This window comes from Streptococcus oriscaviae (genome assembly GCF_018137985.1).
GTDB classification, from domain to species: domain Bacteria; phylum Bacillota; class Bacilli; order Lactobacillales; family Streptococcaceae; genus Streptococcus; species Streptococcus oriscaviae.
Genome location: NZ_CP073084.1, coordinates 723,491 through 749,819, shown reverse-complemented (window position 1 = coordinate 749,819; position 26,329 = coordinate 723,491). Strand labels below are relative to the sequence as shown.

Here is a 26,329-nt window from a genome sequence, read left to right as displayed (position 1 = left end):
AGCGCCATACTGAAAGAGACTTATTCTATCTCCTCAAAACCAATTTACTTTTTCATCCCTGAACAATGGAGTTTCACCCTCTTTATAAGGATTGTAGTTATTGCAATTACAGCCAAACTCTTTTAAGGTTTTTATTTTATTATCGGCCGTCCAAACAATTAAAGAGATGCCATCAAACTCTTCAACTTTCCCCTCATTCATTTTATTTTGGAAGTACCATTCTACAATCGTTTGATCATCTTTATGCAAAAACTGCTTTATATCCCATGCAAGAACTTTTCCTCTTGTATTCCACTCGTTAAACCAGAGCTTCACTGTCTGACGATTTTCATATTTAGGACCCCAACTCTCAATATAAATGACATCCTCTAAAAAAATATCATCTATACCTAAGTCTTGTTGTGTAAGCCACATATCAAACCATAATTGAATTATTTTCTCTCTTTCATTCATAAACATTTAATCACCTCCAAAACCAGATACTGTTTTGTTATTATACCATTTTCACTTCGTTTTATAAATCTAACTGGCGTCTGTTTATGTGTAGTTTTTTGCTTTTTTTTGCTTGTTATACTTTTTTAAAGGATAGCCCCTGATTTCTGTTTGGATGTATGCAAGGTCGTGCCTTTTCCTGTATGTGTTTTCCAATAACATAAGTTCTACGATATGCTCGTTGTAGTAATGTTCTTGCTGTATCTCAAGACCAGTGTCCCCTTATGAATGGCTGTCTTATCTGGAAGAATAGGCAGAATCAGCCCTAGGACTGATGAAGTTTACTGATTTTCAAGTTATACTGTATTCAATCCTAAATATTTTTCATAATCTCCTGAAGATACCAGCCAGAAATGGTTGGTATCTTTTTGTCTTATTAGGGCTAAAAAACAGGTAAAAAGGAGAAAGGATACAGGGGAGAGTTAGTTGTGTTTGATACAATTAAGTCAAAAGGATAGATTTTAGGAGGATAAGATGGTTGCTTTAATAGTTGTAGGAGTTTTTTTATTGAGGTTAGTATTCCTCAAGATTTCGCTCAGAAATGAAAAGCAGATTCTAAAAGATGGAGGCAAGGAATATGGAATTCAGAATACAAAGCTATTGACAGTTATTCATATTTTGTTCTACCTTTCCTGCCTTGTAGAAAGCCTGTGGAAACAGCAGCAATTCGATTGGATTAGCAGCATCGGCTTGCTACTTCTCGTTTTTTCCATGAGTATGCTCTATTGGGTGACGCGTATTTTGGGAGATATTTGGACAGTCAAACTGATGTTGGTAAAGGATCATAAGTTTATTGACCATTGGCTTTTCCGATTTATCAAACATCCCAACTATTTTTTAAATATCTTGCCGGAATTGGTTGGGCTGGCTCTCTTATGCCATGCGACATACAGTTTTTGTTTGTTGGCGCCGATCTATGCTTTTATTCTCTACAAACGCATCGCTGAAGAGAATAAGTTGCTTAAAGAGGTGATCATCCCCAATGGGATAATTGGCAAATAGCCGGTAAGAAGACAGAGCTTCTTGGAGTTATCAAAAGCAAGTGGTTTAGAAAAAATAAACAATGGAAACACGGAAAATGTTGGATTCTTGAGATAGGTCAAGCCAATACTTTCTGTGTTTTTACTTATTGGCTCGTTTTTTTCAGAGGTCGGTGAAGAGCTTCTACAAAGCGCTTTGTAGAGCTTTTTGTCTTTTTTTGGTATAATGGTAAAGATACAGACAGAAGGAGCAGACATGGTTGAATATTTATCCGTTTCCAGTCTCACCAAGTACTTAAAATTAAAATTTGACCGCGATCCCTATTTGGAGCGAGTCTATCTGACAGGGCAGATATCCAATTTTCGGAAAAGGCCAACCCACCAATATTTTTCTCTTAAGGATGACAAGTCTGTTATCCAAGCTACCATGTGGGCAGGAGTATATAAGAAGCTAGGTTTTGAACTGGAAGAAGGGATGAAAATCAATGCGGTTGGACGAATCCAACTCTACGAACCGAGCGGCTCTTATTCCATTGTGATTGAAAAGGCAGAGCCGGATGGGATTGGGGCCTTGGTAATCAAGTTTGAACAGCTCAAACAGGCTCTTTCCAAGGAAGGACTTTTTAACCCTGAATGGAAGCAAGACCTGCCTCGCTTTGTCAAGAAAATTGGAGTGGTGACCAGCCCGAGTGGAGCTGTTATTCAGGATATTATCACAACCGTCAGCCGGCGTTTTCCGGGTGTGGAAATTCTTCTCTACCCAACCAAGGTTCAGGGAGAAGGAGCTGCCGAAGATGTGGCAGCTAATATCCGAAGGGCAAATGATCGAGAGGATTTAGACGTCCTTATTGTCGGTCGTGGTGGAGGTTCCATTGAGGATTTATGGGCCTTCAATGAAGAAGTGGTGGTTAGGGCCATCTTTGAATCCAAGATTCCCGTTATTTCAAGTGTGGGGCATGAAACAGATACAACCTTAGCAGACTTTGTGGCCGATAGAAGGGCTGCAACCCCGACAGCAGCGGCTGAAATGGCAACCCCCATTACCAAGGCTGATATTGTGGGGCATTTGCGTCAACAGGAAAATCGGGCCTACCAAGCCATTCGCAACCGCCTCCAGTACCTGCGAGGTCAGGTTGACAAGGTAGGCCAATCCGTATTGTTCCGACAACCAGAACGCTTATATGATGGCTATTTGGAAAAGCTGGATCGTTTGACCAGCCAACTCAAGACCCGTCTCAAGGAAATTTATAGCGAGAAGAAACAACGATTTGCCCTGCTAGACCATGGCCTGCAGGCTGCTAATCTGGGTAAACGCGTGGAGCGGGACCGAGAACTGCTCAGCCAGCAGGAGCGCCTGCTCAAAAGCAACATGGCCAATATCTACGACAACAAAATGGCCAAGGCAGATAAGTTAATTGAGGCCTTGGTTATGCTGGATACCAGTAGAATTGTGGCACGGGGCTATGCGATTGTAGAGCAGAATGGACGTGTGATTGACAGCGTAGAAAAGATTGAAACAAACAAAGGAATGACCGTTCGTATGCGAGATGGTCAGGTAGATGTGGAGGTAAAGAATGTCCAAAAAAACGAAAACATTTGAAGAAAACCTAGCTGAGTTGGAAGGCATCGTAATGAAACTGGAGCAGGGTGATGTAGCCTTAGAAGAAGCGCTGACGGAGTTCCAGAAAGGGATGATGCTATCCAAAGAGCTGCAAAAGACCTTGAATGACGCAGAAAAGACTCTGGTCAAGGTCATGCAGGCTGATGGCAGTGAGACAGAACTATGATAGCAACAGAGCGAATGGCGCAACTGGAAGCGACGCTAGCTGGTTTTTACCAACAGGCTGTTGCGAATAGATTAAATGAAGCAGTTCTCTACTCTTTGCAGGCAGGGGGCAAACGCATTCGTCCAATGATATTTCTTCAGCTGATTGAGGACTTAGGCCGACAAGCGACGGAGGCGGATTATCAAGTAGCGGCTTGTCTGGAGTTGATTCATACGGGGAGCCTCATCCATGATGATCTGCCAGCTATGGATGATGATGACTACCGGCGCGGTCGTTTGACCAACCACAAGGTCTTTGATGAAGCAACGGCAATTCTGGCTGGAGATGGTTTGTTTTTAGATCCCTTCGGTTTTTTGGCCCAGGCGGATTTGCCAGCCCAAACGATAGTAGAACTAGTTCGTGAACTGTCTCAGGCTTCGGGTACCTTTGGTATGGTTGCTGGTCAGATTTTGGATATGGCAGGAGAGAAACAGAAACTGGATGTGGAGCAATTACGGGTCATCCATGCCAATAAAACAGGGAAACTCTTAACCTTTCCCTTTGTGGCGGCAGGCTTGGTTACAGACCAGTCAGAAGCTGTTATCGCCCACCTTCGGGAAGCAGGGCGTTTGGTCGGTTTAGCCTTTCAGGTGCGGGATGACATCTTGGATGTGACGGCTAGTTTTGAAGAATTAGGCAAGACACCGCAGAAGGATTTGCGAGCGGACAAGTCTACCTATCCAGCGCTCATGGGCTTAGAAGCTTCTCGAATTTTCCTTGAGGAAACGCTCAGTCAGGCCTTGGAAGAACTGGAAAAAGTAGCAGAACTGACTGCTTTTTCTCCGGAAAAGATCAAAAAAATCATAGAAAGTTTACGACTAGATGGCTAAAGAAAGAGTAGATGTACTAGCCTTTAAGCAGGGCTTGTTTGAAACCAGAGAACAGGCCAAGCGAGGGGTAATGGCAGGTCTAGTGGTTTCCGTCTTAAACGGAGAGCGCTTTGACAAGCCGGGCGAGAAGATTGATGAGGCAACAGAACTCAAACTCAAGGGTGAAAAATTAAAATACGTCAGCCGTGGCGGACTCAAGCTGGAAAAGGCTTTGCAGGTGTTTGAACTGTCAGTTGACGGGCAAGTGTGTCTGGATATTGGAGCTTCTACGGGTGGTTTCACAGATGTGATGCTACAAGCAGGGGCGCACCTAGTTTATGCAGTGGATGTTGGTACCAACCAACTGGTTTGGAAACTTCGTCAGGATCCACGAGTTGTCAGCATGGAGCAGTACAATTTTCGTTACGCTCAAGAAGCTGATTTTTCTCAAGGGCAGGTGACGTTTGCGTCCATAGATGTTAGTTTTATCTCTCTTAGTTTGATATTGCCAGCCCTACATGGACTTCTAGCGGACAGCGGTCAGGTCGTAGCCTTGATTAAGCCACAATTTGAAGCAGGTAGAGAATTAGTTGGTAAGAATGGGATTGTCAAGGACAAGGCAGTTCACCTCAAGGTTTTAAAGGAGGTGGCAGCGATGGCCCAGACGGTTGGTTTTTCTGTCAAGGCGCTGGACTTTTCACCGATTCAGGGTGGTCAAGGAAATATTGAATTTTTAGCTTTTCTGGAAAAAAGCGCTCTGCCGGTCAATCAAGTGGCAGACCAAATAGAGTCTCTGGTAGAGCAAGCACATGAGGAATTTAAAAAAGATGAATAAGAAAGAACGATTACAGGTCATTAAGGATTTGGTAGTCCGATACCCGATCGATACTCAGGAAGAAATTGTTGAACGCCTTAAGGAGATGGGCGTTCATGCGACCCAAGCGACCGTTTCACGAGATATTAAGGAACTAGGGATCATCAAGGTACCTTCTCCTGAAAAAGGGTATATATATGGGTTGCCTAAATCAGGCTTGAGCAAGGTGCAGAGCCGCAATGTTCTAAGTCTGGCTTCCATGGACAAGATGATGAATATCAATCTCGTTCCGGGCAGTACGGCAGTGGTTAAACGGCAGATTTTGGAGCAGTTTGAAGAATTGATTTTTAGCATCATTGTTGATGATGACAGCATACTGATTATTGTAAAAGATGAGGCTAACCTGCCTCGGTTGGAAGAAACGATAAGGGTTTGGTAAAAAATGTTACTGGATATCTCCATAAAGAATGTTGCGATTATTGAGGAAGTATCGCTAAGTTTCGATAAAGGAATGACGGTTTTGACCGGTGAAACAGGAGCTGGTAAGTCCATTATTATCGATGCTATGAACCTCATGTTAGGGGCTCGGGCAACGACGGACATCATCCGGCACGGAAGCCCCAAAGCAGAGATTGAGGGACTTTTTTCCGTGGAGAATAGGAGCGGCTTGCTTCGTGTTTTGGAGGAACAGGGAATAGAGGCCGGGGACGAGCTAATTATCCGCCGTGAAATCTTACAAAACGGCCGCTCACTTAGTCGAGTCAATGGGCAGCTGGTGAATTTATCGGTTCTCAAAGAAATTGGACAATATCTGGTAGACATCCATGGTCAGCATGACCAAGAAGAATTGATGAAGCCTCAGCACCATATCCGACTGTTGGATAACTTTGGAGAGGCGACATTTTGGCAGCTTAAGTCACGCTATCAGGAAACCTTTGAAGATTACCGAACCTTGCGCAGACAGGTGCTTGAAAAGCAAAAGAACGAACAGGAACATAAGGCCCGTATCGAGATGCTAGAGTATCAGATTGCAGAAATCGAAGCGGTCGATCTGCAGTCTGGTGAGGACAGCCAGCTCCAGCAGGAAAGAGAACGATTGCTCAATCACAAACAGATTGCAGATACGCTGACCAATGCCTATGCTATGCTAGACAATGAGGAATTTTCAAGTCTATCTAACCTGCGTTCTGCCATGAATGACCTGCAATCAATTGAGGACTATGATGGTAGCTACAAGGAGCTGTCAGGCAATTTAACGGAAGCCTATTATGTCATTGAAGATATTGTCAAGCGACTGGGAGATGTCATTGACGGCTTGGATTTTGACGGGAATCGCCTCTTTCAGCTGGAAAGTCGGTTAGATATTCTCAACACCATCACACGCAAGTACGGCGGTGATGTGGACGATGTGCTGGCTTATCTGGCAAAGATTACAGATGAATACAATCTTTTGACGGGGAATAATCTTACTAGTGAAGACCTAGAAAATCAACTCAAGACCTTGGAAAAAGAACTGGTGGAGCTGGCCCAGCAGGTCAGTCAGGCACGACATGATTTAGCCAGCCAGCTTGAAGCGGAAATCGCTCAGGAATTGCAGGATCTTTACATGGAAAAGGCCAAGTTTCAAGTGCGTTTCACCAAAGGAAAGTTCAATCGCGAAGGCAATGAACAGGTTGAATTCTATATTTCGACCAACCCTGGAGAGGATTACAAACCTCTTGTTAAGGTTGCTTCAGGCGGTGAATTATCTCGCCTTATGCTGGCTATCAAGTCGGCCTTTGCCCGCAAGGAAGCCAAGACGTCAATCGTCTTTGACGAGGTAGATACCGGCGTGTCTGGCCGAGTGGCTCAGGCTATCGCCCAGAAAATTTATAAGATTGGCCAATTTGGTCAGGTATTGGCCATTTCCCATTTACCGCAGGTTATCGCAGCTGCAGACCACCAATTTTATATTGAAAAAATATCAGATGAGGCTTCGACAGTATCCAAAGTCCGACTTCTGGATGAGAACGAGCGGATTGAGGAGATTGCCAAGATGCTGGCCGGTGACAAGGTGTCAGAAGCCGCTAGGAGCCAAGCTAGGGAGTTGTTGAACAAGGGGTAGGAAGGAGTTCTATCCCCTTTTTCTGTTGATTTGTATAGAAAAAAATCCCCACTTTTAATCTGAATTTTGGTATAATAAGGACAATCAATAGAAATGTAAAGTAGGAAATATCAATGACTTCTATTAAAATCGTAACCGACTCTAGCACAACGATAGAGCCAGAATTGGTCAAAGAACTGGGAATTACCGTCGTTCCACTTTCTGTCATGGTAGATGGTGTTGTTTATTCAGACAGTGATTTGGAGGAAGGACAGTTCCTCAAGCTGATGCGTACGAGCAAAAACCTGCCTAAAACCAGTCAGCCACCGGTGGGCTTGTTTGCAGAAACCTTTGCCAATCTCGCTAAAGATGGCAGCCAGATTATCGCGATTCACCTGTCACACGCTCTTTCCGGAACGGTTGAAGCCGCTCGTCAGGGAGCTAATCTATCAGGTGCAGATGTCACAGTAATTGACTCTGGTTTTACGGATCAGGCGGCTAAGTTTCAAGTGGTTGAAGCCGCTCGTTTGGCACAGGCAGGAGCTAGCAAGGAAGACATCTTGGCAGAAATTGCCTATGTTCAGTCTAAAACAGAGCTCTATATCGGTGTTTCAACACTGGAAAACTTGGTAAAAGGCGGTCGAATCGGCCGAGTGACGGGTCTTCTGAGCAGCTTGCTCAATATCCGAGTGATTATGGAAATGAAAGACCATCAGCTCAATCCGATTGTCAAGGGACGAGGCAATAAAACCTTCAAGAAATGGCTGGAAGAATTTCACCTTAAGTTATCTGATAAGAGCGTTTTAGAGGTGGGAATCTCTTATGCGGGCAGTCCAGAATTTGCGGAGGAAATCAAGGCTAGATTACAGGATGCTGTACCGACCCCTATCTCTGTTCTTGAAACAGGTTCCATTATCCAAACGCATACAGGAGAAGACGCCTGGGCGGTTCTAGTACGCTATGAATAGCCGCAATTTTCTTCATAGCACAGTCTACTTCTTTGTCTGTTTGCTCCTCTTTGTATTCATTTTCCAGTTTTTACTGCCTCAGGCTCAGGCCCGCTTCAAACCAGAGGATTTTCAGAAACAGGAAATACAGGCGTTTCACTATGTAGCCATCGGAGATTCTTTAACCGAAGGAGTAGGGGATACAACCAATCAGGGGGGCTTTGTTCCCTTGTTGGCGCAAAGCCTTGTCAATTCCTATGGTTATCAGGTTAACTATGATAATTACGGCCTCGCAGGCAATACCAGTCAGCAGATTCTCAAGCGGATGACAGAAGAAGCAGAAATTGGCCAGGCTCTAAAGACGGCTGACTTACTGACCTTGACGGTTGGTGGAAACGATCTGCGTCATATTGTTCTCAAAAACATTGCTAATTTGAGTATATCGACCTTTGATCAGCCCCTGAAGGCTTATAGTCAGCGGCTGAAAGACATTCTTCAGACGGCTCGGCAGCATAATCCCGACCTTCCTATCTATGTTCTGGGCATCTACAATCCGCTCTATCTGTCTTTTCCGGAAATGACAGATATGCAGACCATTGTAGATAACTGGAATCAAGTGACAGAAGAAACTGTGACCAGTATGGAAAATGTTTATTTTGTTCCCATCAACGACCTTCTCTATAAAGGCTTAGATGGTCAAGAGGGTGTAGCGGAAACGAACTCAAGCACATCAAGCGGAGTGAACAATCTTCTTTATGAAGAAGACAGTTTTCATCCCAATAATACAGGCTATGAAATCATGAAACAGGCAGTCATGGAGGCGATTAGTGAAACAAAAGAAAACTGGTAAAGTCAATATATGGAAGTGGCTCTTTCTAACCCTTCTAGCCCTGGTTTTAGGCTTAGGAATCGTCCTAATCAGTCGAATCGTGGTTCCAAGAGAGGACTTGAGCCAACTTGTTGCCACCAATGCAGAGGACACAAAGATTGGCACCTTTACGACCAATAGGGAACAGTTGAACGAAACCCTAGCAAACTATCTGGAAGACTATCAAACAGAAGATTTCGCCTACAAGCTCTATGCCAGCAACCAGCAGATACTCTTTGAAGGGTCTTATACGGTTCTTGGCACACAGATTCCCTTGGATATTTATCTCCATCCGAGCAAGCTAGAAGATGGAAGTGTCTTATTGACCATCACCGAAATTTCAGCAGGCAGTTTGAATCTGCCCAAGTCCTTGATACTCGATTATATCGAGAAACATTACAAGCTACCAAGTTTTGTTCAGATAGATGCCAACGCCGCAACAGTCCATATTCAACTGACAGCTTTGGAAAATAAACTCGGTCTTTATGGGAAAGCAAACACAATTGACCTTTATAATGACCAAATCATTGTAGATATCTATAGAAAAGTGCAGAAATAGCAGAAAAAACTTGACCAATCGAATAAATTTAGGTACTATATTAGAGTGAGTAGTTTACTCAGAAAATTTTTGGAGGATTTAGCAAAATGGCTAATAAACAAGATTTGATTGCAAAAGTTGCAGAAGCAACTTCATTGACTAAGAAGGATTCAGCAGCTGCAGTTGATGCAGTATTTGCTGCAGTAGCAGACTACCTTGCTGCTGGTGAGAAAGTTCAGTTGATCGGTTTCGGTAACTTCGAAGTTCGCGAACGTGCAGCTCGTAAAGGTCGCAACCCACAAACTGGTAAAGAAATCACTATCGCAGCTTCAAAAGTTCCAGCATTCAAAGCTGGTAAAGCTCTTAAAGACGCTGTTAAGTAATTAACGCATAAAAAGCCTATTGTATCAATATTTCGACGTTGTGCAGTAGGCTTTTTTCTTGTTTAAGGGGCAAATAAGGGGCAAAACTTTAGTAGTTTTCCATGATTTCAGCTACATTTGCCTTGAGTTTTTTGGTGATATGGGTGTAGATTTGGGTTGTTGTCTTTGCATCTGCATGGCCAACACGATCCATAATAGCTTTCAGCGGAACTCTGTTTTCTGCCAGGCGACTAACCAGGGTGTGGCGGAAGATGTGACTGGTCAGATTTTTTTGGATTGGTTTCTCAAGTCGTTCGTTGGCTTTTTTTAAGGCCAGGTTGAAAGAGTTGGTTTGGATTGGAACACCGTTCTTAGTTGTGAAGATATAGCCCATTTCCCTGTATCTTGGGTTGGTGTTTTTTTCTAACTCGTTGATAAATTCCATTTCCTCGAGTATTTCCATTTCCCGTTTGGTCATGATTGTTTCACGGTATGAAGCATTAGTCTTTGGAGTTGTTTTCTCACCATTGCGATAGCCTCCCGTGTGGTCATAGGTCCCGTGCAGTTGTAAGACCTTGGTTTCAAAATCACGATTGCCTGGCTCAAGGCTGACTGCCTCACCAATACGGCAGCCGTTAAGGCTCATGAATTCAGCCAACAGGGCTGTTCGGTACGTGCTAGGTCGTCTATATAATTCTTTCAACAGGGGCTTAATTTCGTCTTCATCAAGATACTTTTCTTCAACTTTTTTCCAATCTTCCAAAGTCTTTTTGACCCGTGGAAGTTTGGCCCGTCTGGCAGGGTTGTCTTTGATGATGTCCAAGTCTGCTGCATAGTCAAAGGCAAGGTTAAGCATGGACTTGGTCCGCTCTTTTTTATTTCTAGAGCAGTCTAGGCTGTCCAGGTAATTCTGGACGTACTTAGGGTCAATATTGACAACTTTGACACCTAATCCAAAACTTTCTCTTATCTCTTTGATATTACCACTCAGAGAAGCGATGGAGGAGCGTTTGATTTCTTGTTGGTAAAAAGTCCACCACTGGTCAAACAAGTCAGTGAAGAGCATTTCAGATGTTTTAAGCTGAGCTATTTTTTCTGCAATACGTCGCTCAAGAATTTTTTGTGCTTGTTTTTGCGCCCTGCTTGAATTGCTTGTTAAAATAGTAGCTACTCTTTTCCAAGTTCCAGTATATGGATCTTTGTATCGTTCAAAAAATTTATATCTGCCGTCTGGAAGTTGTTCATCCCACATTGTTTTTACCTCATTTCTGTGTTAAAATGGGTATAAGAAAACACTTCAAAAGATAATGTCTTTTGAAAAGATTTCTTTACATTTTGCCTTACGCTCGGACCGGCCAAAGTTGAGCGTAGGGCTTTTTTATTGTTGATTATATTTTAATTCCTCAAGCGGGAAATTCATCTCTTGTGAAAGTAACATTAGATCATCTGGATATATTTGGCAATGTTTATCTATTGAGTAAGTCGTATAGAAATCGAGGTTGATTTTGGCAAGGCTATTTTCAAATCTAGATAATAATTTCGACAGAGTATAGAGATCGCTTTTCCCTAATCCGTTTCTGTAACTAGCCGCTGTAATCCCAATTTCAGAGTGAAATTCCTGATTAAATTGAAGAATATGTAAATTGGATTTGTAGTTAAATATTCTACCACTGTGTGCTGCTCGATTCCTGAAGCTATTAATTACAGACAGACTGTCTTTGAATAAAGATTTTTTCTCCTCCGTTACTTCGTCAATATTTATTCCATAGCAAATTGAAATCACTTTATCCTTTTGAGGCCCCTTTAAGAGCTTGAATAGGTGCTTTAAATTGCCAAACGTGGTTTCTTTTAATAGTATCCAAGGAGGGATATGGCCATGGAAAGCTCTGTAATGGTTAAGTGGTTCTATATTTTTGTTTGTAAGAGCGTTTAGCTTATTTAGCAGTACCGCTCTTTCATTAGTTGGAGAGCCGTTCCCCCAAATACTATCTCCTTGTCTAAAATTTCGATAGTGAAGGTAGTCTCGCTGATGAACTCCAAAATCTTCAGCTAGAGTGTATGCGATGGCAGTTCTCAATGATAGTTCTATTTCTAAGCTGGCTTTCATAACACCATTTCGGATGTCTTTGTCTAGCTCATAAAGGGCGATAAGGTGTTCGAATGTCTCGCCGTCTTTAAATTCCTCGGATTCGCATTCTTCTTTCAGAAGGAAAGTTTTATATCCGTTCACTACTTCGTAATATCCATAGCGCATTAGTAATTTCTTTGCTTTTTCTACATCTATAAAATTTAGATTTCGTCTGTTTAGTATTGCTATTTGCTGTTCTTTGTCTGTAAAAGGTTTCATTTTCTAATCTCCATGAAGCGCAAAAGGACCCCATAAAAGAGGCCCTTTTGGTATGACGCTTAGCGCGCCTATTCATCGATTGACTTAATTATAGATTAATCTCAACCAGATTGCAATAGATAAGCCTCTATGTTATAAAAAAATTTTTAAATAGTTCCCTTATCTCTCCACCGGTGTAAAGTTACCGACGATTTTGCCGATGATTCTCGGGTCTTCGTCATAGGGGGCGAACTTGTCGGAGTATTTGTCGTTAAGCGAGACCAGGCGCAGGCCGTCTTCTTCTCTGTATACTTTCTTGATGTAGGTCTGGCCATCCCAGACCACGGCGTAGATGGCCCCGTCGTAGTCAAAGCCTGTCTCCTTAATCAGGGCCACTTGGCCATGGTGGTATTTTGGTTCCATGGAGTCGCCGTAGATCCAGCTGGCAATGTCGTGGTCCAGGTCCTTGTCAAAATAGACCAGATCATAACTGTGGTCTTCATAGATGGCCGTCCCTGTACCTGCAGATAATTTCTCATAAATACGGTACTCAAAGAGAGGTTCTTCTCGCAGTTCGAGGGACTGCTCTTTCAGAAGCTGCTCACCGTGGCCAAGCCAGGCGCTGTGGCGCGGTTCTTTGAGCTCCTGGTCTAAATATACCACCTTGGGCGAAATCATCGCTACGGGGCTGTCAGGGGCTTCTGTGGCGCGATTTATTGAAAGAGTTCTTTTATCTTCAATCAAATCCGACTTGTTAATCCCAAAGTAATTTGCAAGCAATTCGATTTTATCGATTCGTGGGTATGTAATACCTTTTATCCAGTCTCGTACAGTTGTATACTTTAAATCTAAATCGGAGCAGAGTTGATTTCTATCAACTCCTTTTTTATCCATATAGTATTTTAGATTTTTCGAGAAAATATCTTTGTTTTCTATTAGCATAGCATTTTCCTCGCTTTCTAATGAAGATTTTACGGCAAAAACGCAAAAAAATCAAGAAAAAAACAAAAAAATGCGGGAAAAACGCAAAAAGTTCTTGATATTGCGGTTTAACCGCAGCATAATATAATCAAGGTCAGGGAAATGACCAAATAAAAAAAGCCCATAAGGGCGGAAAGGAGAAGAAGAAAGTGAATGAAATCCTGAATGCCGAAAAATATACCTCATTGGTCGTAGAGACGGAAGAAGGTAAAAAAATAGCAGAAATCACTTTAACGGAAGTAATTCCTGCCGAAGGCTATGTAGTTCGACTGACGCCAAAATATGATTAACCTTTTGGTGGGTATGGGTCGTTACCATATGAATTGCGTTCTCGTATTTGTCCATTTGGACGATGGATAAACAGTTCTGAACCTTGGTTCTTAGTGATGTCACGGGCGATCTTTGTGGCTTCTGCTTGCGTGGCTACGTGTTTGGTTGCACGACTATTGCCAGCACCTTTGACATCCCAGCCACCGTTTTTATTCGGAACGACGTGTTGGTTTTTCGCCATATTCTTCTCCTTCCTATCAAGATTTTATGAATAACAGATGTTGGGTTATTCCTGAGAATATTATAGCACAGATTACTAGATATAGTATTACAAAAATTTTACATTACTATATCTAGTGATTTACAAGGAGGATATTATGTGGGAAAAACTACAAAAAATATTGGTAGAACGAGGCCTGACAGTCGTTGACTTGGCAAAAATGGCAGGTGTCCCAAAGACAAGCATATATAATGCCAAACATCACGATATTGGTTTCAAAAAAATGGAAAAAATCGCTGACGCTTTGGATGTCAGCCTGGATGGATTTAGAAAGGGGTGAGGGGGATTGACACAAATGAAATGGACGCTAAAAATGCTTCGTGCCAGAGATAATCTTACGCAAAAACAAGCTGGCCAACTTGTGGGAGTCACGGCCGACACATGGGCCAATTTGGAAAAAGGGAAAACCAATCCAGATGTCAAAACAGCCTATAAAATTGCAGAAAATTTTGGATTGTCGATAGATGACATTATTTTTTTAGACAAGATTGCGGTTTAACCGCACGAAATCAACCAAACTAGGAAGGGGCTAACATGTCAAAACAAAGATACGGTCGCCCAAGTACAGGGCAAAAAGGGAACAACCGTCCCACAGTGGTCATTAGTCGTGAGAACTACGACGAGGTAGACAGCTTATCAATTGGAACAGGAATGAGCCGTAGTGCTATTATTGATTATTTTATCAGTGAAGGCTTGAAACGTGCTCGTATTGAAGAAGTCACCATCAAGACTAAGCGCCTTGTCCTTGAGGACTAGAAAGGAGACGGTTATGAGACCGAAAAAATACCCCTATTCAAAACAGAGGTACCAGGAAGTTATTGTGAATGAGACGCGATTTCCGTATTCAAATATGGATTTCAGAATAATTGCTGTAAAGGATACGTACACAGGAAAGTTTATTGACTATCGTTTTGAAGAGTCGGAATCATAATTTAGTCAACCATAGCCAATCTCTCATAGTTATCAACTTTTCTTTTAATTCTTCTGAAGCAATAGAAATTTGTTTTGATTTTCCTCTGTCAATAAACGTTGCTTTTAATCTCAAATCTTCAATGGATTTTATGCTACGTATCCACTCTGTTTGAAAAGCTAGCACAACGTTTCTACTTTCAAGTGGAGGAATTGAAACTGGGAATGTATCAGAGAGTTGTGGCTCATCCTGTTGACCATGATTAAAACCACCTAGTGTTATTTTATTTGGTCCCTTTAGTACTTTTCCAATAATTAAATCCTTAGGATGACTTCTAGGAGGAATAATCTTTAATTCAATATCAATTATAGCAGTAGGTAAAGTAGAGCGGTTTACGAGCATCATCTCAACATAGGTAACACCAGTCACCTCTGCACTTTGTCGCTCAGTAGGAACCACTGCTCTAATTATTATATCTGTTTGAAATCTTTTTTCTCGTTGTTCTCGTTGAAATACATAGATACTGAATATTGCTGTACCAAGCGACAGTAGGAGATTAATAATGTCAATGATTGAAATTTGCACAAGAAATACCTCCGGTTTTTTATACAAAATTATGAAAGGAAAATTATGAATATATTACAACTATTAACAATGTTAATAAACGTTTTCACTATATCTTTATTAATGATTACGATTTTTCGAGATAGAAAATAAAAAGTCAAGTGTTTGCCAGAATGGAGTGGTTTCAATTTACGGTGTCATGACAGTACCTCACGTTTTTATTTTTATTATATCAAATTTACTAACTAGAAAGGAGAAAGGGATGTTACATCACTATATCACGAAGTACACAGAGAACAATCAGCGATATGCTGAAAGCTGGATACAAATCAATATTTTCGGCAAGTGTTTCTGTCTATGGAAAAAGCGTATCAAAATTTGACACGCTTGGTAAGGTGTAAAACAATATGTTGTGGAAAAATATCGAACGAATTTTGGCTGAAAAAATTTTTCGATTTATAGGCTAGCATTGAATGCAGGACTTGATCCAGCAATGCTTTATCGACTTCGTGACGGCAGGGTCAAAGATTTGCACTTTGAAACAGTAAAAAAAATCGCCAAGGCTCTTGATGTGAGTCTGGACGAATTAGCAAAAAGCTAATAAAAATAGCCCCTTGACAAAGTCAGGAGCTTACCAAAAATTACAGTTTCATTATACCACAGAAAGGAATGATTGACCATGACAAAAGCAGAAACGGTCAGAAAATATTTTATCGACAATCCAAATGCAACAGTTGATGATGCAGTCGAAAACTTAGCGTCAGCTGGATTGGACAAGCGTAGTATCAATATCAATTTGAAGCGTGACATTGAACGTGGAAATGCGATAGCCAATGTTGACGGAACATTTGATTACACTTTACTAACAGATGCGAAAATGAAGGCGGCAGACCTCTTAGCCTGGAAACAGGAAATCAGGCAAGCCTTAGTTGAGCAGTTGCTAGACGCTAACAAGGTTGTTTTGGGGCATTTTTGGGGAAACACAAAAACGAAAAAGACAATCGCAAACGACTTCAACCAAGCCACACACGATTGCCTCCATACATCGTCTCATTCGGACAATGTATTACCTCATAACGCATAACAAACTTTACGATTATACTTCAACCCAAAATCAGTAAAATTGTGTATGCCATATCAATTTAACACCTTATTTCAAAAAATACCAGATAAGGTGGTGTTTTGTCATGCCCTTTTATAGCTAAATTAGTGAAAAAAAATAAGGTGGCAGCCTCAGAATAGTTACTGTCTTGATTTATTTTTTTGCTTAAAGCCTTGATAGACTTGACAAATGGTAGAAAAAATCAGCCTTGGCGGACTGATTTTTAAGGAGATTTATGAAAAATTTTAGGATACACTTATAGTATACAGGAATTTTTCAATCATTCATCGGTCCTCAGACTGATTTTGTTATTTTTTGAACATGTGGTATACTGATTGAAAAAAAGGAGAAGAGCCATGGCCATTAGACCAGCAACGAAAACAGATATTCCTACTTTGCAAGCCCTCCTGCAGGATATTTTGGAGGTTCACCATCGATTGCGGCCAGACATTTTTAAGGCCACAGGTCAAAAATATAGCGCAGAGGAGCTAGCGTTCCTCCTAGAGGACAAAACCAAGCCTGTTTTTGTCTATGAGAAGGATGGGGAAGTTTTAGGTCACCTCTTCTGCAAAATCTTAGAGTCGAAGAGTCAGGTAATCAAACCAAGCAAGACCCTCTTCATTGATGATTTATGTGTAGCAGAATCTGCGCGTGGATTGGGGATTGGTGAGGCTTTCTATCAATATGCCCTAGAGTTGGCCAGGGAATTGGGCTGTCAGACGGTAAGTTTGGACGTCTGGGAAGCCAATAAGGGTGCTGTGCGCTTTTATGAGCGTTTGGGCATGAAGGTTCAGCGTCTTAGAATGGAACAAAGAGTAGAATAAAAGTGAAGTAACGGATTCTTAGCAACGAAAAACTCTTAGAACATAATGTACTGACCCCAAAAAGTTAGACAGAAAAAATCTAACTTTTGGGGTCAGTACACATAATAATCTAAGAGTTTTTATTGAAACCAAGCCTTTCTCTTATTCTTGACGGATTTTTTTGAGAATGGCTTGTGCGGTTTCTAGATTGCTGTGTTTTTCTTGGCGCAAGAGCTGGGCAACTTTATCAATCTCAGTTTCTGTTGCACCGGCCAACATAGCCAGTGATTTGGCGTGGAGTTTCATATGGCCCTGCTGGATACCAGAGGTGACAAGGGCTCTTAGGGCAGCAAAGTTTTGACAGAGGCCGACAGAGGCGACAATCGAAGCCAACTGTCTTGCCTTTGGTTGATCCAGTATGTCAAAGGCTGTCTGCACCTTGGGATTGAGACCGATAGAGCCTCCAACAGAGGCGATGGGAAGTGGTAGGGTGATCTGGCCCACCAAGTCATCTCCTTCTATTTCCCAAATGGAGAGCCCGCGGTATTGTCCGTCGCGACTTGCATACGCGTGAGCTCCGGCTTCGATAGCTCGCCAGTCATTGCCAGTTGCGATAACAACAGCGTCAATACCATTAAAAATCCCCTTGTTGTGGGTTGCAGCTCGGTAGGGGTCAAGCTGAGCTAATTTGCTGGCTAGGACGAGTTTCTTGGCTGTTTTTTGAGCAAGAGCAGAGTTGGTTGCAAGGCTGCTTATCCGAATTCGGCAGCAGGCTGTGACGAGCGATTGGGTGGCATAGTTGGATAGGATGCCCATCAGGGCCTGCCCTTGAGTGAGTGCCTCTAAGTCATCCTTGATAGCTTCTAGCATATTGTTCAAGATATTGGCCCCCATGGCTTCTTGAACATCGACTTCCAGATAGAGGATGAGAAATTCCTCTTTACTTTCAACAGAAAGTTGTCGTGCACCGCCACCTCGCTTGACAATAGAAGGATGAGCAGCGTTAGCCTTGTCGAGAATAGAACGCTTCTGCTGTAAAATGGCTTTTGTAGCCTCCTCCATATCAGGAACATCATAGAGAGCCACTTGGCCAATCATGAGACGGTTATGGATTGTGGTTGTAAAACCGCCAGATTTTGAAATAATTTTTGCGCCAAAGGAAGCAGCAGCTACAACAGAGGGCTCTTCAGTGACCATAGGTACACTGTACTCCTGACCATCGATGAGAATTTCTGGTAACAGTGAGAAGGGGAGAGCAAAAGTACCCAGATGGTTTTCGGTCATCTTGCCTGCAATGGTTTCAGGAAGATTTTGATCCTGCGACAAGATGTTGAAGCTATCTGGCGCGAGATGTCTGGCCTGTTGGAGAAGGTTGATGCGCTCTTGGCGTGTTTTTTTATAGTATCCGGAGAAGTGTGACATGGCTGGCCTTTCTTTCTTCATTGAAAAAGCCCCCTTTGAAAAGCCAAAGAGGGCTAGTTTGGCTAAGCTTTGCGGTAAATGCGCTGGTGGTTTTCAATCTTGGTGAGGGCAAATGGACTGGAATCCTCAGGCAATTGGATAGAAGAACCGGTCTCATCTAGTTGAATCTCCTCAAAAAAGATTCTTTCATAGTCAGATACATTGAGGCGAGTACGCTGTTTGAGTACCTCCAAACGATCTGGCTGCAGATAATCTTGATAGCCCTCAACAAGGTTTCCGCTAAAGATTTCACAGACTGCACCGCTTCCATAGCTATAAAAGAGGACTTGGTCGGCTGGCTTCAGCGCTCTGCTATTTTCCAAAAGAGAAAGTAGCGAGAGGAAGATGGAGCCTGTGTAGATATTGCCGACCAGCTTGTTGTAGACGATGGCCTCGTGGAATCGTTCAGTCAGGCGTTCGAGGCTTTCAGGGTCTTTCTTGCCGATGGCTTGAAGCCCTTTGAGACCTTGTTTGGAGAAGGGGATGTGTAGGCACATAGCTGCAAAATCAGCTAGGGTTTTGCCTGTTTTTTGCTGGTAATGGTCGAATGTAGTGGTCAAGCAGTTGGTGTACTGCTCTGTCGAGAAGCGGCCATCTATCCGTGGATACTTGTCATAGTTTGGTCGCCAGAAATCCATGATGTCACGGGTCTGGCAAACGTTGTCGTTGTTGAGAACCATGATGCGAGGATTGGCTGTAACCAACATGGCTACTGCACCTGCACCTTGAGTCGGTTCACCGCCTGAGGCAATGCCGTACTTGGCAATGTCGCTAGCAATCACTAGAACCTTGGAGTCTGGGAATTGAGCGATGTGGCTCTTAGCAAGACTGAGGCCGGCTGTCGCACCGTAGCAGGCTTCTTTCATCTCAATGGAGCGAGCAAAGGGTTGAATTCCCAATAGCCCATGGATGAAGACCGCTGCGGCCTTACTTTGGTCAACACTGGATTCGGTACCGACAATCACCATGTCGATTTGTGTTTTATCCAGGTCGGTCAGGATGGCTTGAGCAGCTCTTGCACCTAGGGTAACAATATCCTGAGTAACAGGGGAAACAGCCATTTCGCTTTGGAGCAGACCAAGTTTGTATTTATTTGGGTCAATGTTTCGAGCGGCAGCTAAATCAGCTAAGTCAACTACATAATCGGGTGCCGCAAAACCGATTTTATCAATACCAATCTTCATAATGTATCCTTTATTAAGATAGAGGGGGCACAGGTGCCAAACCTCTTATTGTTTTTTTGAATTTGAGACAATCAGGGCGATACCTTGACCGCCTCCAATACAGAGAGAGCAGAGACCGAGGTGTCCATTTTGTTTTTGCAGTTCGTGGATAAGGGTTACAAGGATGCGACTGCCACTGGCTCCAATTGGATGGCCTAAGGCAATGGCACCACCATTTACATTGACTTTTTCAGCATCTAGACCCAGTTCTCTGATAACTGCAATAGACTGGGCAGCAAAGGCTTCGTTTAGCTCAAAGAGGTCAATGTCAGTTGTTTTTTTACCCATTTTCGCCAAGGCTTTTTTGCTGGCCGAAACAGGGCCTAGCCCCATATAGGCAGGGTCAAGACCAGTTGTTGCGTAGGCTTCGATATAAGCCAGAGGTTCGATACAGAGTTCAGCAGCCTTTTCTGCAGACATGAGGACAAGAATAGCACAACCGTCATTTATTCCGGAGGCATTGCCGGCAGTAACGGTGCCATCCTTCTGAAAGGCAGGGCGGAGCTGGGCCAATTTGTCCAGTGATGTCAGACGTGGGTATTCATCTTGTTCAAATGTAGTTTCTCCTCGTCTGCTTGTCAATGTGATCGGCACTATCTCATCACGGAAGCGCCCTGAGGCAATAGCCTGAGCAGCTTTTTCTTGGCTCCGTAAGGAGAAGGCGTCTTGTTCTTCTCGACGAATAGCGTGAGTTTGCGCAATGTTTTCAGCAGTTATTCCCATATGGGAGCCGTCAAAGGCATCTAGTAAGCCATCGCTCAAAATAGCATCTTCAAGTTGGACATGTCCCAATTTTCCTCCAAAGCGACTATGCTTGGACAGGTAAGGGGCTTGACTCATGATTTCGATGCCACCTGCTACGACAACCTCATTGTCACCCAGAAGAATAGACTGGGCTGCTAGGAGAACAGACTTGAGACCGGAACCGCAGACCTTGTTGACTGCAAAAGCAGGGGTTGTTTGGGGAAGACCTGCTTCAAGGGCAATTTGTCGGGCAATATTTTGCCCCTGCCCGCTGCTGAGGACATTACCAAGGATAACTTCATCAATTGAGTCGGCAGGGATATTTTTTTCTGTTAGGGCAAATTGGAGCACCTGCGCGCCCAAATCTGCCAGCTTGATATCTTTGAGGCTGCCACCGAAGCTTCCGATAGGAGAGCGGTAGGCAGACACGATAGCAACTTTTTTCATGATAACTCCTCATTTTCTTCTGAAAACTCTAGATTCAGCTCTACCATTATACCATTTTTTAGGGTAAAGCATAGCTTTAAATATCGGTCTCAGGTCTGATTTTATAGTGCCTGTTAATGAAAGCGTAAACAGATTGTAGAAAGCCGAGCTGACACCTAGCAGTTTAGTTCTTGTGATTAAATAGTAGCGAGTCAGTCCGCCTGACTCGCTTTTTCGTTGTTTAGTTTTCCGATGAAATTGTAATAAATGTCTATCTGGATAATTCGGTTGCGTTTCGTGCCAGTTGGCTTATGAATCACAATCTTGTCAATCAGTTCATTTACCATTTCAACGGTTAATTCTGAAACTTGTGTATATTTGGAAATTCTCGTCATAAACTTGGAGATATTCAGGCTATCTTCTTGTTGTTTGGCGAGTTTTTCTGTTAAGTCAGAAATGGAAGTTTGAAGTTGTTTCTGTTCTTCTTCATAAGTCTGGCTTAACTTTACAAAGCGTTCATCTGAAATTTTGCCAAGTAGATTGTCTTCGTAAAGCTGTTGAATAATACGGTCGATTTCTTTGAAGCGGTGTTCGTCCTTTTGGAGTTGCTGACGTTGGCGTTTGTTGTCCTTGCTGAATTGAGCCTGACTTTGTTGTTCTAACTTCTTCAAAAAGTTTTCTCGGTCAAGCTGGGCTTCAAAAATGGTCTGGCGGAGTTTGTCGCTCACAATCGCAATCAGGGCGGATTTCTGAATGTAGTGTGGATTCTCACACCCGTCAATTGGTTTTCGATAACCCGAACATTTGTAATGGTCGTGATTGAGTCCATTTTTCTCTTGCGGACAAAAGTAATGCTTCCGCCCACAAGTTCCACAAAAGACTAGCCCCGCAAACAAATTTTCATGCCCAAGTCAATTTTTATACCGCTGATTTGAACGCTTGTGACTTCGCATTTTCTGGACAATATCGAAAGTTTCTTGGTCTATAATTGCTTCATGGGTATTTTTGAAAATCAACCAATCTTCTCTTGGAAGGTCAATAGACCTTTTGTCCTTATAAGATTTTGTCCGTGTCCGAAGATTGACGGTATGTCCAAGATATTCTTCACGCCCTAAAATAGCACTCAGTGTTTCCCGAGTCCAAAAATATGGCAGAGCCTCTACATTTGGACTAGCAGAAATCGACTTCAAGCCAATTTCAATGCGGTGACGGTCTGGCTTGAAAACTTTCTCGCTTTCTAATCCTTTCGCAATCTCTGAAAGACTTTTACCGCTTTTCGCTTCTTGAAAAATCCGTTTCACAACTTCGCTGGCAACAGGGTCTATTATCCAGTTTTTAGGGTTGTTTGGGTCTTTTAGATAGCTGTAAGGTGGGTTGGTCGTGACGGGCACACCCGATTTTGCCTTGGCTTGAAAGACAGCCCGAATCTTCTTACTGGTGTCCGCCGCATACATTTCATCCATTAAGCTCTTGATTGGCAGGAAAATGGAGTTGGTTTCATTTGGCTTGTTTGAATCTATACCGTCATTAAGGGCGATAAATCGGACATCAAAACTTGGAAAAGTAATTTCCGTTAGTTGTCCAACCTTGATATAAGACCGCCCTAAACGGCTTAAATCCTTAACAATGAAGTTTGAAACTTGTCCATTTTCTACAAGTCGCAACGCTTCTGAAATAGCTGGTCGGTCAAAATTTGTTCCGCTAAAACCATCATCAACGAAAAGGACGGGATTTGGCAGTTTTTCTCTGGTTACCACTTCAAAAAGAATATTCTTCTGATTGATAATGGAGTTACTGTCTCCGTCCAGTCCATCGTCTTGACTCAAACGGCAATAAACAACCGTAATATCCGACAGTTTGGAAGTATCTACTTGTCTATAATCTGAAATTGTCAAAGTTCTGTTCATGTGTTTTCTCCTATTGGAGTTCACACACCTTATACTTCTATTATACCATTTTTACTACTGTTAAAGTAGTGATTTATCGCTAAAAATCAACCTTTCTAGGACATTTTCAAGTGGACGATTTCCAGTAAAATAGTGGCAGATAAAGTAAGTAGTTCGACCGATTTGCTTCTTTTCGTGCTTGGTGTGCGAGCTGGTTATGGAGTCTTTATCTTGATTTTTCAAGTTCATCAATCCCTCCTTTGATATAGTTTTGGTAGTCGTCCAGAGTAATCACGGTGAACAATTCCCAAAAATTATAAAGTTCCGCTTGAATGGCTTTCGAAATTGCTAGCTTTCGCTTGTCATCTGGAACAATCCAAAGCACGAATGGGAAAACTCCGTGCTGGCGTTGTTCGACGCCTGAGCGATAGTATTCGATATATTTTTTACAGGTGTTTGCTATGCGGGCTAGACTTTCAGTGCTTCGGTCTAGTTCAATGAAATAGTGGTCTTCGTATTCTTGGCTAACTAGCTCCAGATAAGCATCTGGCTTCAAAGTCATACCTAAGCCAGAAAGTTTTTGGTAGCTCCGCCAAGAGTTCGGCTCGAAAGAAAAGGCTTCAAGCGATAGCTTTTTGGAATCTCGGACGGTCTCCATAGTTTCAACGAATATTTCCGTGACTGCCAAGGTATGTTCGACATGGTGTTGGCTGGGTTCGTAGTGGTTTTTATACCGCAGAACAACCGTTTCATCTTGGCTTTTCAGCAGCTTCAAACCTTGAAAAGTAATTTGCCAAACATAGGAAGCAGAGCCTTTGCGAACGCCACCGATTCGGCGTTTGAGGTGTGAAACCAGACCAGCCTTTAACAGCCTTTGTGTTGTAAAGTTAGCACGGCGAATAGCGGTTTCTGGTTTGTCGCTGTCTGAATAAAAGAGTCTGGCAAGCTGGCTGGTGGTGGCATATCTAGCTTGATTGAGAAAGTATAAAATTTGAATATCTTGTGTGGTTAATTGATTCCATTTCATCTGTTTTGTTCTCCTTAAAGGTTGGCTGGTAAAATGTGCTAAGTTACGCAGTAAGTCGTGTGACAATTGAGGGCAGAAAGGCTTATTTTACAGGGGTGGAAGAATCTTCTTCATCAACACGATTAGAAGACCGATTAGAACGCTTTTTTCGTCCTAAATCGTCCAGAGATTCAGCCATTTGTGGTTTCTCTTGGTAGGTAAAAGCCTGAAATTCTCGCTCTAAATCATCTACATTTTGTCCGTATCTGATAAGACTATTTAGATAAGGCGTGCGACTATCTCGAATCCTAGGCGTTGGAGGATAGGTTTTGCCAATTACCCAGCGATAAGTATTGGGTGAGGTTTCAATTCTTGAATACACCCAAAACGGTGGTAGGCTGTAAAAATCCTCTTTGGTAACTTCTAATGTGGTTTTGCCTTTTCCTTGGCTTCGTTCAAATTCAAGCCAAAGACAATTTTATTGGCGGTGTTTGACTCAATTCCCGCTTTGAGATTTGAAGACATCTGCGCCAAGTGCTGAAAGCCTATCGCCCAGCCAACATTAAACTGGCGAGATTGTGAAAGTGCTTCGTCCAGATTGGCGTTAGGGATTCCAAGAAAGCTCGGTGTTTCATCGACATAAATGAAAGCAGACCGACGCTTGCTTGGCTCAACCGAAGACTGTCGCAAAATAAGCATCCACAAGATTGAAGTGACAAGGCTTCCGATAAGTTTGGCGGATTCTGAACCAATAACTGCCTTGTTAAGTGGCACTAGCACAATTTTTCTGCCCTGGAAGAGTTCTGCCAAACTGAATTTGGGTTTAGCTTGTCCAAGCATAGCCCTGAGTTGCGGACGAAGCAAAAACTGGCGAAACTTGTTCAAAATCGGGTTTAACATCTGGTGGCGTTGGGCTTCGCTTAACAGTTCAAACCAAGACCAAAAACTTTCTAAGCCGATTGGGTCTGTGAGATTTTTCAACAGTTTATTTCTGAAATGCTTGTTGGTTAAAAGGCTAGGCAACATCACCAAAGAACTGTTTGGAATCCGTGCCAGAGTTAAGAAAGCGTGCGACAGAATATCCAAAGAGTAGATTCCGAAATGTTCTGGATATAAGCCTTTGAATAACTCTAGTAAATAATCTGCGATAACTTCAGGTTCAATTCCATAGTTTGTCAGCTCAAAGGGGTTAATGCCAACAATTCGCTTGGCGGTTGGTGAAATAACCACTATGTCTTCATCATGTTCGGCTGGAGTTCGTTCAAGTAGTTCATGCGTTAATTGCCCCTTGGCGTCAATCACGACCACGCTATGCTTTTTGGATTTTATGTCAGACAGAATCAAATGACTCATCGCTGTAGTTTTACCTGTTCCAGTGCTTCCAAGTAGAAACAAATGTTTCTTGGCGGATTGGCTAGAAATTTGAAGCGGTCTCGGCTGAGTTTCGATAGTCTGCCCAAAACTTCTCGCCTTGTTGTGATTCAAATTGTAGCCAAGCGGTGGCGTGATGAGTTTCGGGTGAACATTCGGCACGCCGTCCATGTTTTCTTCGCCAACTGGCAAAAGCAGGAAACAAGCGAGGTCAGCAGTAGCTAGGCTATACGGGAAAGACCAAGATGGTTGGGTTTGATTGATTTTTGAAGCCGAGATTGATTTTAGTTCGATAGTGGCGTGAGTCTCCAGCATACGAAAGCTACTGAGCAGACTCGAAAAGAACTCTTTCGTCCGCAAAATACTGCGTGAGCTTACCCCAAGTCTAATTTCACATCTGAAAGTTGATTGATTTAACTTCTGACGCATGAGCTTTTTGGAGTTTTCCGAGAGTTCAGGAATATTATTTGTAATAACCTGATACCAGCGAGCAGACAAATTCGGTAATTCTTTAGGTTGTGGCTTTGGTGGAGAGCCAGAGCCAAGAATCAACTGAAGAACAATTTCCTCATCTGGTTGGAGTGTTTTTGACAGTGCCAAACTAGAACGAATCATATTCTCTAACGAATCTGTTTTTAGAGCATAATGTGACTGCTTAATCTGAACTAATCGGGCAACCGATATTTTTTCACGCTTAGGAGCTTTAGAAAATTGAATCTGTCGGTGTGATTGTATCAATTGATGAACGTGCCGCTTATCTTGTTCTTCTGTTCCTAGAAGATACCGCACATGGTTTCTCTTCAAGTGAACTTCAAAAACAAGACTCTTCCGCCGAGTTAGACCGACCAACTGACCAAGCAGACCTTTGACATCTTCTTCTGAAAACGGACGTTGCCAAGTCCATTCACTCCACGACAAGGCGTTAAAGTGTCGCTTCATATTTACCTCCAATCTTTCTTAATTTTGATAATCCGAAAGATAAACCAGCCAGCAAAGATGAACACCGCTCCCCAAAACAACACTTGCCAGACTTCCAAGACCAATTTAACCGCCTGATTGACAAGCCAAGCACAGGCAAAGAATCCGAGAATGTAAGCGAGTAGTTTCTTCATGGCTGGTTTCCTTTCTGATTTCAGTTATACAGGAAGATTGCCAAAAATTGAAATTTGGCTTTGTCCTGCTTTTGAAGCGATTGGAATAGATTTTGGGCAGGTTAACAGTAGTATATTTCACCATATTTTGTCCTTTTGTCTAGTC

The 26,329-nt window shown here is 42.6% G+C and carries 30 protein-coding genes and 3 pseudogenes; 18 read left to right on the top strand and 15 right to left on the bottom strand.

Annotation, left to right across the window (positions count from 1 at the left end):
- Nucleotides 1-33 precede the first annotated feature (33 nt).
- Entirely contained in the window at nt 34-453 is a 420-nt protein-coding gene (locus tag INT76_RS03740) for a nuclear transport factor 2 family protein (protein WP_212573010.1), read from the bottom strand.
- 513 nt (nt 454-966) lie between these two features.
- On the opposite strand from INT76_RS03740, the gene INT76_RS03735 reads away from it, so the two are divergent.
- The 11 genes from INT76_RS03735 to INT76_RS03685 all read left to right on the top strand — a co-directional run bounded on the left by INT76_RS03735 (nt 967) and on the right by INT76_RS03685 (nt 9,740).
- Nucleotides 967-1,494, top strand: a complete 528-nt coding sequence (locus INT76_RS03735) for an isoprenylcysteine carboxyl methyltransferase family protein (RefSeq protein ID WP_212572331.1) — start codon at nt 967-969, stop codon at nt 1,492-1,494.
- 234 nt (nt 1,495-1,728) lie between these two features.
- On the top strand, nt 1,729-3,072 hold the full coding sequence (gene xseA, locus INT76_RS03730; RefSeq protein ID WP_212572329.1) for an exodeoxyribonuclease VII large subunit: 1,344 nt from the start codon (nt 1,729-1,731) through the stop codon (nt 3,070-3,072).
- On the top strand, nt 3,047-3,259 hold the full coding sequence (locus INT76_RS03725; protein WP_212572327.1) for an exodeoxyribonuclease VII small subunit: 213 nt from the start codon (nt 3,047-3,049) through the stop codon (nt 3,257-3,259). The genes xseA and INT76_RS03725 overlap by 26 nt, the downstream gene beginning before the upstream one ends.
- Nucleotides 3,256-4,128, top strand: a complete 873-nt coding sequence (locus INT76_RS03720; protein WP_212572325.1) for a polyprenyl synthetase family protein — start codon at nt 3,256-3,258, stop codon at nt 4,126-4,128. The genes INT76_RS03725 and INT76_RS03720 overlap by 4 nt, the downstream gene beginning before the upstream one ends.
- Nucleotides 4,121-4,942 carry a TlyA family RNA methyltransferase gene (locus INT76_RS03715; RefSeq protein WP_212572323.1) on the top strand — a complete coding sequence of 274 codons (822 nt, stop codon included), beginning with the start codon at nt 4,121-4,123 and terminating at the stop codon, nt 4,940-4,942. Before INT76_RS03720 ends, INT76_RS03715 begins: the two co-directional genes overlap by 8 nt.
- The gene (locus tag INT76_RS03710; protein WP_212572321.1) at nt 4,935-5,360 is read left to right on the top strand and encodes an arginine repressor; all 426 of its coding nucleotides are present in this window, start codon (nt 4,935-4,937) and stop codon (nt 5,358-5,360) included. The genes INT76_RS03715 and INT76_RS03710 overlap by 8 nt, the downstream gene beginning before the upstream one ends.
- 3 nt (nt 5,361-5,363) lie before the next feature.
- The gene (gene recN, locus INT76_RS03705; protein WP_212572319.1) at nt 5,364-7,025 is read left to right on the top strand and encodes a DNA repair protein RecN; all 1,662 of its coding nucleotides are present in this window, start codon (nt 5,364-5,366) and stop codon (nt 7,023-7,025) included.
- A gap of 113 nt (nt 7,026-7,138) precedes the next feature.
- Nucleotides 7,139-7,972 (top strand): DegV family protein, encoded by an 834-nt coding sequence (locus INT76_RS03700; protein ID WP_212572317.1) that lies wholly within the window; start codon nt 7,139-7,141, stop codon nt 7,970-7,972.
- On the top strand, nt 7,965-8,801 hold the full coding sequence (locus INT76_RS03695; protein ID WP_212572315.1) for an SGNH/GDSL hydrolase family protein: 837 nt from the start codon (nt 7,965-7,967) through the stop codon (nt 8,799-8,801). The genes INT76_RS03700 and INT76_RS03695 overlap by 8 nt, the downstream gene beginning before the upstream one ends.
- Nucleotides 8,779-9,378: a YpmS family protein gene (locus tag INT76_RS03690; protein ID WP_212572313.1), complete on the top strand. Its 600-nt coding sequence runs from the start codon at nt 8,779-8,781 to the stop codon at nt 9,376-9,378. Before INT76_RS03695 ends, INT76_RS03690 begins: the two co-directional genes overlap by 23 nt.
- Before the next feature lie 86 nt (nt 9,379-9,464).
- On the top strand, nt 9,465-9,740 hold the full coding sequence (locus INT76_RS03685; protein ID WP_067086181.1) for an HU family DNA-binding protein: 276 nt from the start codon (nt 9,465-9,467) through the stop codon (nt 9,738-9,740).
- A gap of 88 nt (nt 9,741-9,828) precedes the next feature.
- On the opposite strand, the gene INT76_RS03680 is transcribed toward INT76_RS03685, so the two are convergent.
- The 3 genes from INT76_RS03680 to INT76_RS03670 form a co-directional block, all read right to left on the bottom strand.
- Nucleotides 9,829-10,971: a tyrosine-type recombinase/integrase gene (locus INT76_RS03680; protein ID WP_212572311.1), complete on the bottom strand. Its 1,143-nt coding sequence runs from the start codon at nt 10,969-10,971 to the stop codon at nt 9,829-9,831.
- A gap of 126 nt (nt 10,972-11,097) precedes the next feature.
- Nucleotides 11,098-12,066 carry an Abi family protein gene (locus tag INT76_RS03675; protein WP_212572309.1) on the bottom strand — a complete coding sequence of 323 codons (969 nt, stop codon included), beginning with the start codon at nt 12,064-12,066 and terminating at the stop codon, nt 11,098-11,100.
- A gap of 159 nt (nt 12,067-12,225) precedes the next feature.
- The gene (locus tag INT76_RS03670; protein ID WP_249116178.1) at nt 12,226-12,987 is read right to left on the bottom strand and encodes an XRE family transcriptional regulator; all 762 of its coding nucleotides are present in this window, start codon (nt 12,985-12,987) and stop codon (nt 12,226-12,228) included.
- Nucleotides 12,988-13,175: 188 nt separating this feature from the next.
- Between INT76_RS03670 and INT76_RS03665 the strand changes: the two genes are divergently transcribed.
- Nucleotides 13,176-13,316 carry a hypothetical protein gene (locus INT76_RS03665; RefSeq protein WP_171841394.1) on the top strand — a complete coding sequence of 47 codons (141 nt, stop codon included), beginning with the start codon at nt 13,176-13,178 and terminating at the stop codon, nt 13,314-13,316.
- On the opposite strand, the gene INT76_RS03660 is transcribed toward INT76_RS03665, so the two are convergent.
- Nucleotides 13,313-13,537 (bottom strand): DUF2188 domain-containing protein, encoded by a 225-nt coding sequence (locus tag INT76_RS03660; protein WP_212572307.1) that lies wholly within the window; start codon nt 13,535-13,537, stop codon nt 13,313-13,315. The two genes, INT76_RS03665 and INT76_RS03660, sit on opposite strands and share 4 nt — an antisense overlap.
- 136 nt (nt 13,538-13,673) lie before the next feature.
- On the opposite strand from INT76_RS03660, the gene INT76_RS03655 reads away from it, so the two are divergent.
- The 3 genes from INT76_RS03655 to INT76_RS03645 are packed head-to-tail and all read left to right on the top strand — an operon-like array spanning nt 13,674 to nt 14,332.
- On the top strand, nt 13,674-13,856 hold the full coding sequence (locus tag INT76_RS03655) for a helix-turn-helix domain-containing protein (RefSeq protein ID WP_212572305.1): 183 nt from the start codon (nt 13,674-13,676) through the stop codon (nt 13,854-13,856).
- Between the two features lie 15 nt (nt 13,857-13,871).
- Complete coding sequence (locus INT76_RS03650; RefSeq protein WP_249116177.1) at nt 13,872-14,075, top strand: helix-turn-helix transcriptional regulator; 204 nt, start codon at nt 13,872-13,874, stop codon at nt 14,073-14,075.
- 35 nt (nt 14,076-14,110) lie between these two features.
- Nucleotides 14,111-14,332, top strand: coding sequence for an antitoxin (locus INT76_RS03645; protein WP_212572303.1), 222 nt, complete (start codon nt 14,111-14,113; stop codon nt 14,330-14,332).
- A 169-nt stretch (nt 14,333-14,501) separates the two neighbouring features.
- On the opposite strand, the gene INT76_RS03640 is transcribed toward INT76_RS03645, so the two are convergent.
- Complete coding sequence (locus INT76_RS03640; RefSeq protein WP_212572302.1) at nt 14,502-15,071, bottom strand: hypothetical protein; 570 nt, start codon at nt 15,069-15,071, stop codon at nt 14,502-14,504.
- A gap of 472 nt (nt 15,072-15,543) precedes the next feature.
- Here INT76_RS03640 and INT76_RS11200 point away from each other — a divergent pair, with 472 nt between their 5' ends.
- From INT76_RS11200 to INT76_RS03625, 3 genes and pseudogenes are all read left to right on the top strand, one after another.
- Nucleotides 15,544-15,651, top strand: a complete 108-nt coding sequence (locus tag INT76_RS11200) for a helix-turn-helix domain-containing protein (RefSeq protein ID WP_346267614.1) — start codon at nt 15,544-15,546, stop codon at nt 15,649-15,651.
- A 382-nt stretch (nt 15,652-16,033) separates the two neighbouring features.
- Nucleotides 16,034-16,171 (top strand): annotated as a pseudogene (locus tag INT76_RS03630) (IS110 family transposase); the annotation flags it as partial.
- Nucleotides 16,172-16,508: 337 nt separating this feature from the next.
- Nucleotides 16,509-16,976 (top strand): GNAT family N-acetyltransferase, encoded by a 468-nt coding sequence (locus tag INT76_RS03625; RefSeq protein ID WP_212572300.1) that lies wholly within the window; start codon nt 16,509-16,511, stop codon nt 16,974-16,976.
- A gap of 141 nt (nt 16,977-17,117) precedes the next feature.
- On the opposite strand, the gene INT76_RS03620 is transcribed toward INT76_RS03625, so the two are convergent.
- From INT76_RS03620 to INT76_RS03590, 9 genes and pseudogenes are all read right to left on the bottom strand, one after another.
- Nucleotides 17,118-18,398: a hydroxymethylglutaryl-CoA reductase, degradative gene (locus INT76_RS03620; protein ID WP_212572298.1), complete on the bottom strand. Its 1,281-nt coding sequence runs from the start codon at nt 18,396-18,398 to the stop codon at nt 17,118-17,120.
- A 41-nt stretch (nt 18,399-18,439) separates the two neighbouring features.
- A complete protein-coding gene (locus INT76_RS03615) occupies nt 18,440-19,600 on the bottom strand; it encodes a hydroxymethylglutaryl-CoA synthase (protein WP_212572296.1) in 1,161 nt (386 codons plus the stop codon).
- A 45-nt stretch (nt 19,601-19,645) separates the two neighbouring features.
- The gene (locus INT76_RS03610) at nt 19,646-20,830 is read right to left on the bottom strand and encodes an acetyl-CoA C-acetyltransferase (protein WP_212572288.1); all 1,185 of its coding nucleotides are present in this window, start codon (nt 20,828-20,830) and stop codon (nt 19,646-19,648) included.
- A gap of 191 nt (nt 20,831-21,021) precedes the next feature.
- The gene (locus tag INT76_RS11020; RefSeq protein WP_249116194.1) at nt 21,022-21,480 is read right to left on the bottom strand and encodes a DUF4368 domain-containing protein; all 459 of its coding nucleotides are present in this window, start codon (nt 21,478-21,480) and stop codon (nt 21,022-21,024) included.
- Nucleotides 21,481-21,579: 99 nt separating this feature from the next.
- Nucleotides 21,580-21,705 (bottom strand): annotated as a pseudogene (locus tag INT76_RS11015) (recombinase zinc beta ribbon domain-containing protein); the annotation flags it as partial.
- 15 nt (nt 21,706-21,720) lie between these two features.
- Nucleotides 21,721-22,716, bottom strand: coding sequence for a recombinase family protein (locus INT76_RS11010; RefSeq protein WP_249116176.1), 996 nt, complete (start codon nt 22,714-22,716; stop codon nt 21,721-21,723).
- Nucleotides 22,717-22,921: 205 nt separating this feature from the next.
- On the bottom strand, nt 22,922-23,722 hold the full coding sequence (locus INT76_RS03600; RefSeq protein WP_212572286.1) for a replication-relaxation family protein: 801 nt from the start codon (nt 23,720-23,722) through the stop codon (nt 22,922-22,924).
- An 82-nt stretch (nt 23,723-23,804) separates the two neighbouring features.
- Nucleotides 23,805-26,011 (bottom strand): annotated as a pseudogene (locus INT76_RS03595) (type IV secretory system conjugative DNA transfer family protein).
- A gap of 2 nt (nt 26,012-26,013) precedes the next feature.
- Nucleotides 26,014-26,184, bottom strand: coding sequence for a hypothetical protein (locus tag INT76_RS03590; RefSeq protein WP_212572278.1), 171 nt, complete (start codon nt 26,182-26,184; stop codon nt 26,014-26,016).
- Nucleotides 26,185-26,329 lie beyond the last annotated feature (145 nt).

Bases quoted from the DNA above. Each gene is read 5' to 3' on its own strand.
- INT76_RS03660 (WP_212572307.1), bottom strand. From the start codon at position 13,537: ATGGCGAAAAACCAACACGTCGTTCCGAATAAAAACGGTGGCTGGGAT.
- INT76_RS03740 (WP_212573010.1), bottom strand. From the start codon at position 453: ATGAATGAAAGAGAGAAAATAATTCAATTATGGTTTGATATGTGGCTT.
- INT76_RS03670 (WP_249116178.1), bottom strand. From the start codon at position 12,987: ATGCTAATAGAAAACAAAGATATTTTCTCGAAAAATCTAAAATACTAT.
- recN (WP_212572319.1), top strand. From the start codon at position 5,364: ATGTTACTGGATATCTCCATAAAGAATGTTGCGATTATTGAGGAAGTA.
- INT76_RS03655 (WP_212572305.1), top strand. From the start codon at position 13,674: ATGTGGGAAAAACTACAAAAAATATTGGTAGAACGAGGCCTGACAGTC.
- xseA (WP_212572329.1), top strand. From the start codon at position 1,729: ATGGTTGAATATTTATCCGTTTCCAGTCTCACCAAGTACTTAAAATTA.
- INT76_RS11010 (WP_249116176.1), bottom strand. From the start codon at position 22,716: ATGAACAGAACTTTGACAATTTCAGATTATAGACAAGTAGATACTTCC.
- INT76_RS03645 (WP_212572303.1), top strand. From the start codon at position 14,111: ATGTCAAAACAAAGATACGGTCGCCCAAGTACAGGGCAAAAAGGGAAC.
- INT76_RS03620 (WP_212572298.1), bottom strand. From the start codon at position 18,398: ATGAAGAAAGAAAGGCCAGCCATGTCACACTTCTCCGGATACTATAAA.
- INT76_RS03615 (WP_212572296.1), bottom strand. From the start codon at position 19,600: ATGAAGATTGGTATTGATAAAATCGGTTTTGCGGCACCCGATTATGTA.
- INT76_RS03700 (WP_212572317.1), top strand. From the start codon at position 7,139: ATGACTTCTATTAAAATCGTAACCGACTCTAGCACAACGATAGAGCCA.
- INT76_RS03685 (WP_067086181.1), top strand. From the start codon at position 9,465: ATGGCTAATAAACAAGATTTGATTGCAAAAGTTGCAGAAGCAACTTCA.
- INT76_RS03680 (WP_212572311.1), bottom strand. From the start codon at position 10,971: ATGTGGGATGAACAACTTCCAGACGGCAGATATAAATTTTTTGAACGA.
- INT76_RS03710 (WP_212572321.1), top strand. From the start codon at position 4,935: ATGAATAAGAAAGAACGATTACAGGTCATTAAGGATTTGGTAGTCCGA.
- INT76_RS03675 (WP_212572309.1), bottom strand. From the start codon at position 12,066: ATGAAACCTTTTACAGACAAAGAACAGCAAATAGCAATACTAAACAGA.
- INT76_RS03720 (WP_212572325.1), top strand. From the start codon at position 3,256: ATGATAGCAACAGAGCGAATGGCGCAACTGGAAGCGACGCTAGCTGGT.
- INT76_RS03715 (WP_212572323.1), top strand. From the start codon at position 4,121: ATGGCTAAAGAAAGAGTAGATGTACTAGCCTTTAAGCAGGGCTTGTTT.
- INT76_RS03600 (WP_212572286.1), bottom strand. From the start codon at position 23,722: ATGAAATGGAATCAATTAACCACACAAGATATTCAAATTTTATACTTT.
- INT76_RS11200 (WP_346267614.1), top strand. From the start codon at position 15,544: ATGCTTTATCGACTTCGTGACGGCAGGGTCAAAGATTTGCACTTTGAA.
- INT76_RS03725 (WP_212572327.1), top strand. From the start codon at position 3,047: ATGTCCAAAAAAACGAAAACATTTGAAGAAAACCTAGCTGAGTTGGAA.
- INT76_RS03625 (WP_212572300.1), top strand. From the start codon at position 16,509: ATGGCCATTAGACCAGCAACGAAAACAGATATTCCTACTTTGCAAGCC.
- INT76_RS03735 (WP_212572331.1), top strand. From the start codon at position 967: ATGGTTGCTTTAATAGTTGTAGGAGTTTTTTTATTGAGGTTAGTATTC.
- INT76_RS03650 (WP_249116177.1), top strand. From the start codon at position 13,872: ATGAAATGGACGCTAAAAATGCTTCGTGCCAGAGATAATCTTACGCAA.
- INT76_RS03610 (WP_212572288.1), bottom strand. From the start codon at position 20,830: ATGAAAAAAGTTGCTATCGTGTCTGCCTACCGCTCTCCTATCGGAAGC.
- INT76_RS03695 (WP_212572315.1), top strand. From the start codon at position 7,965: ATGAATAGCCGCAATTTTCTTCATAGCACAGTCTACTTCTTTGTCTGT.
- INT76_RS03590 (WP_212572278.1), bottom strand. From the start codon at position 26,184: ATGAAGAAACTACTCGCTTACATTCTCGGATTCTTTGCCTGTGCTTGG.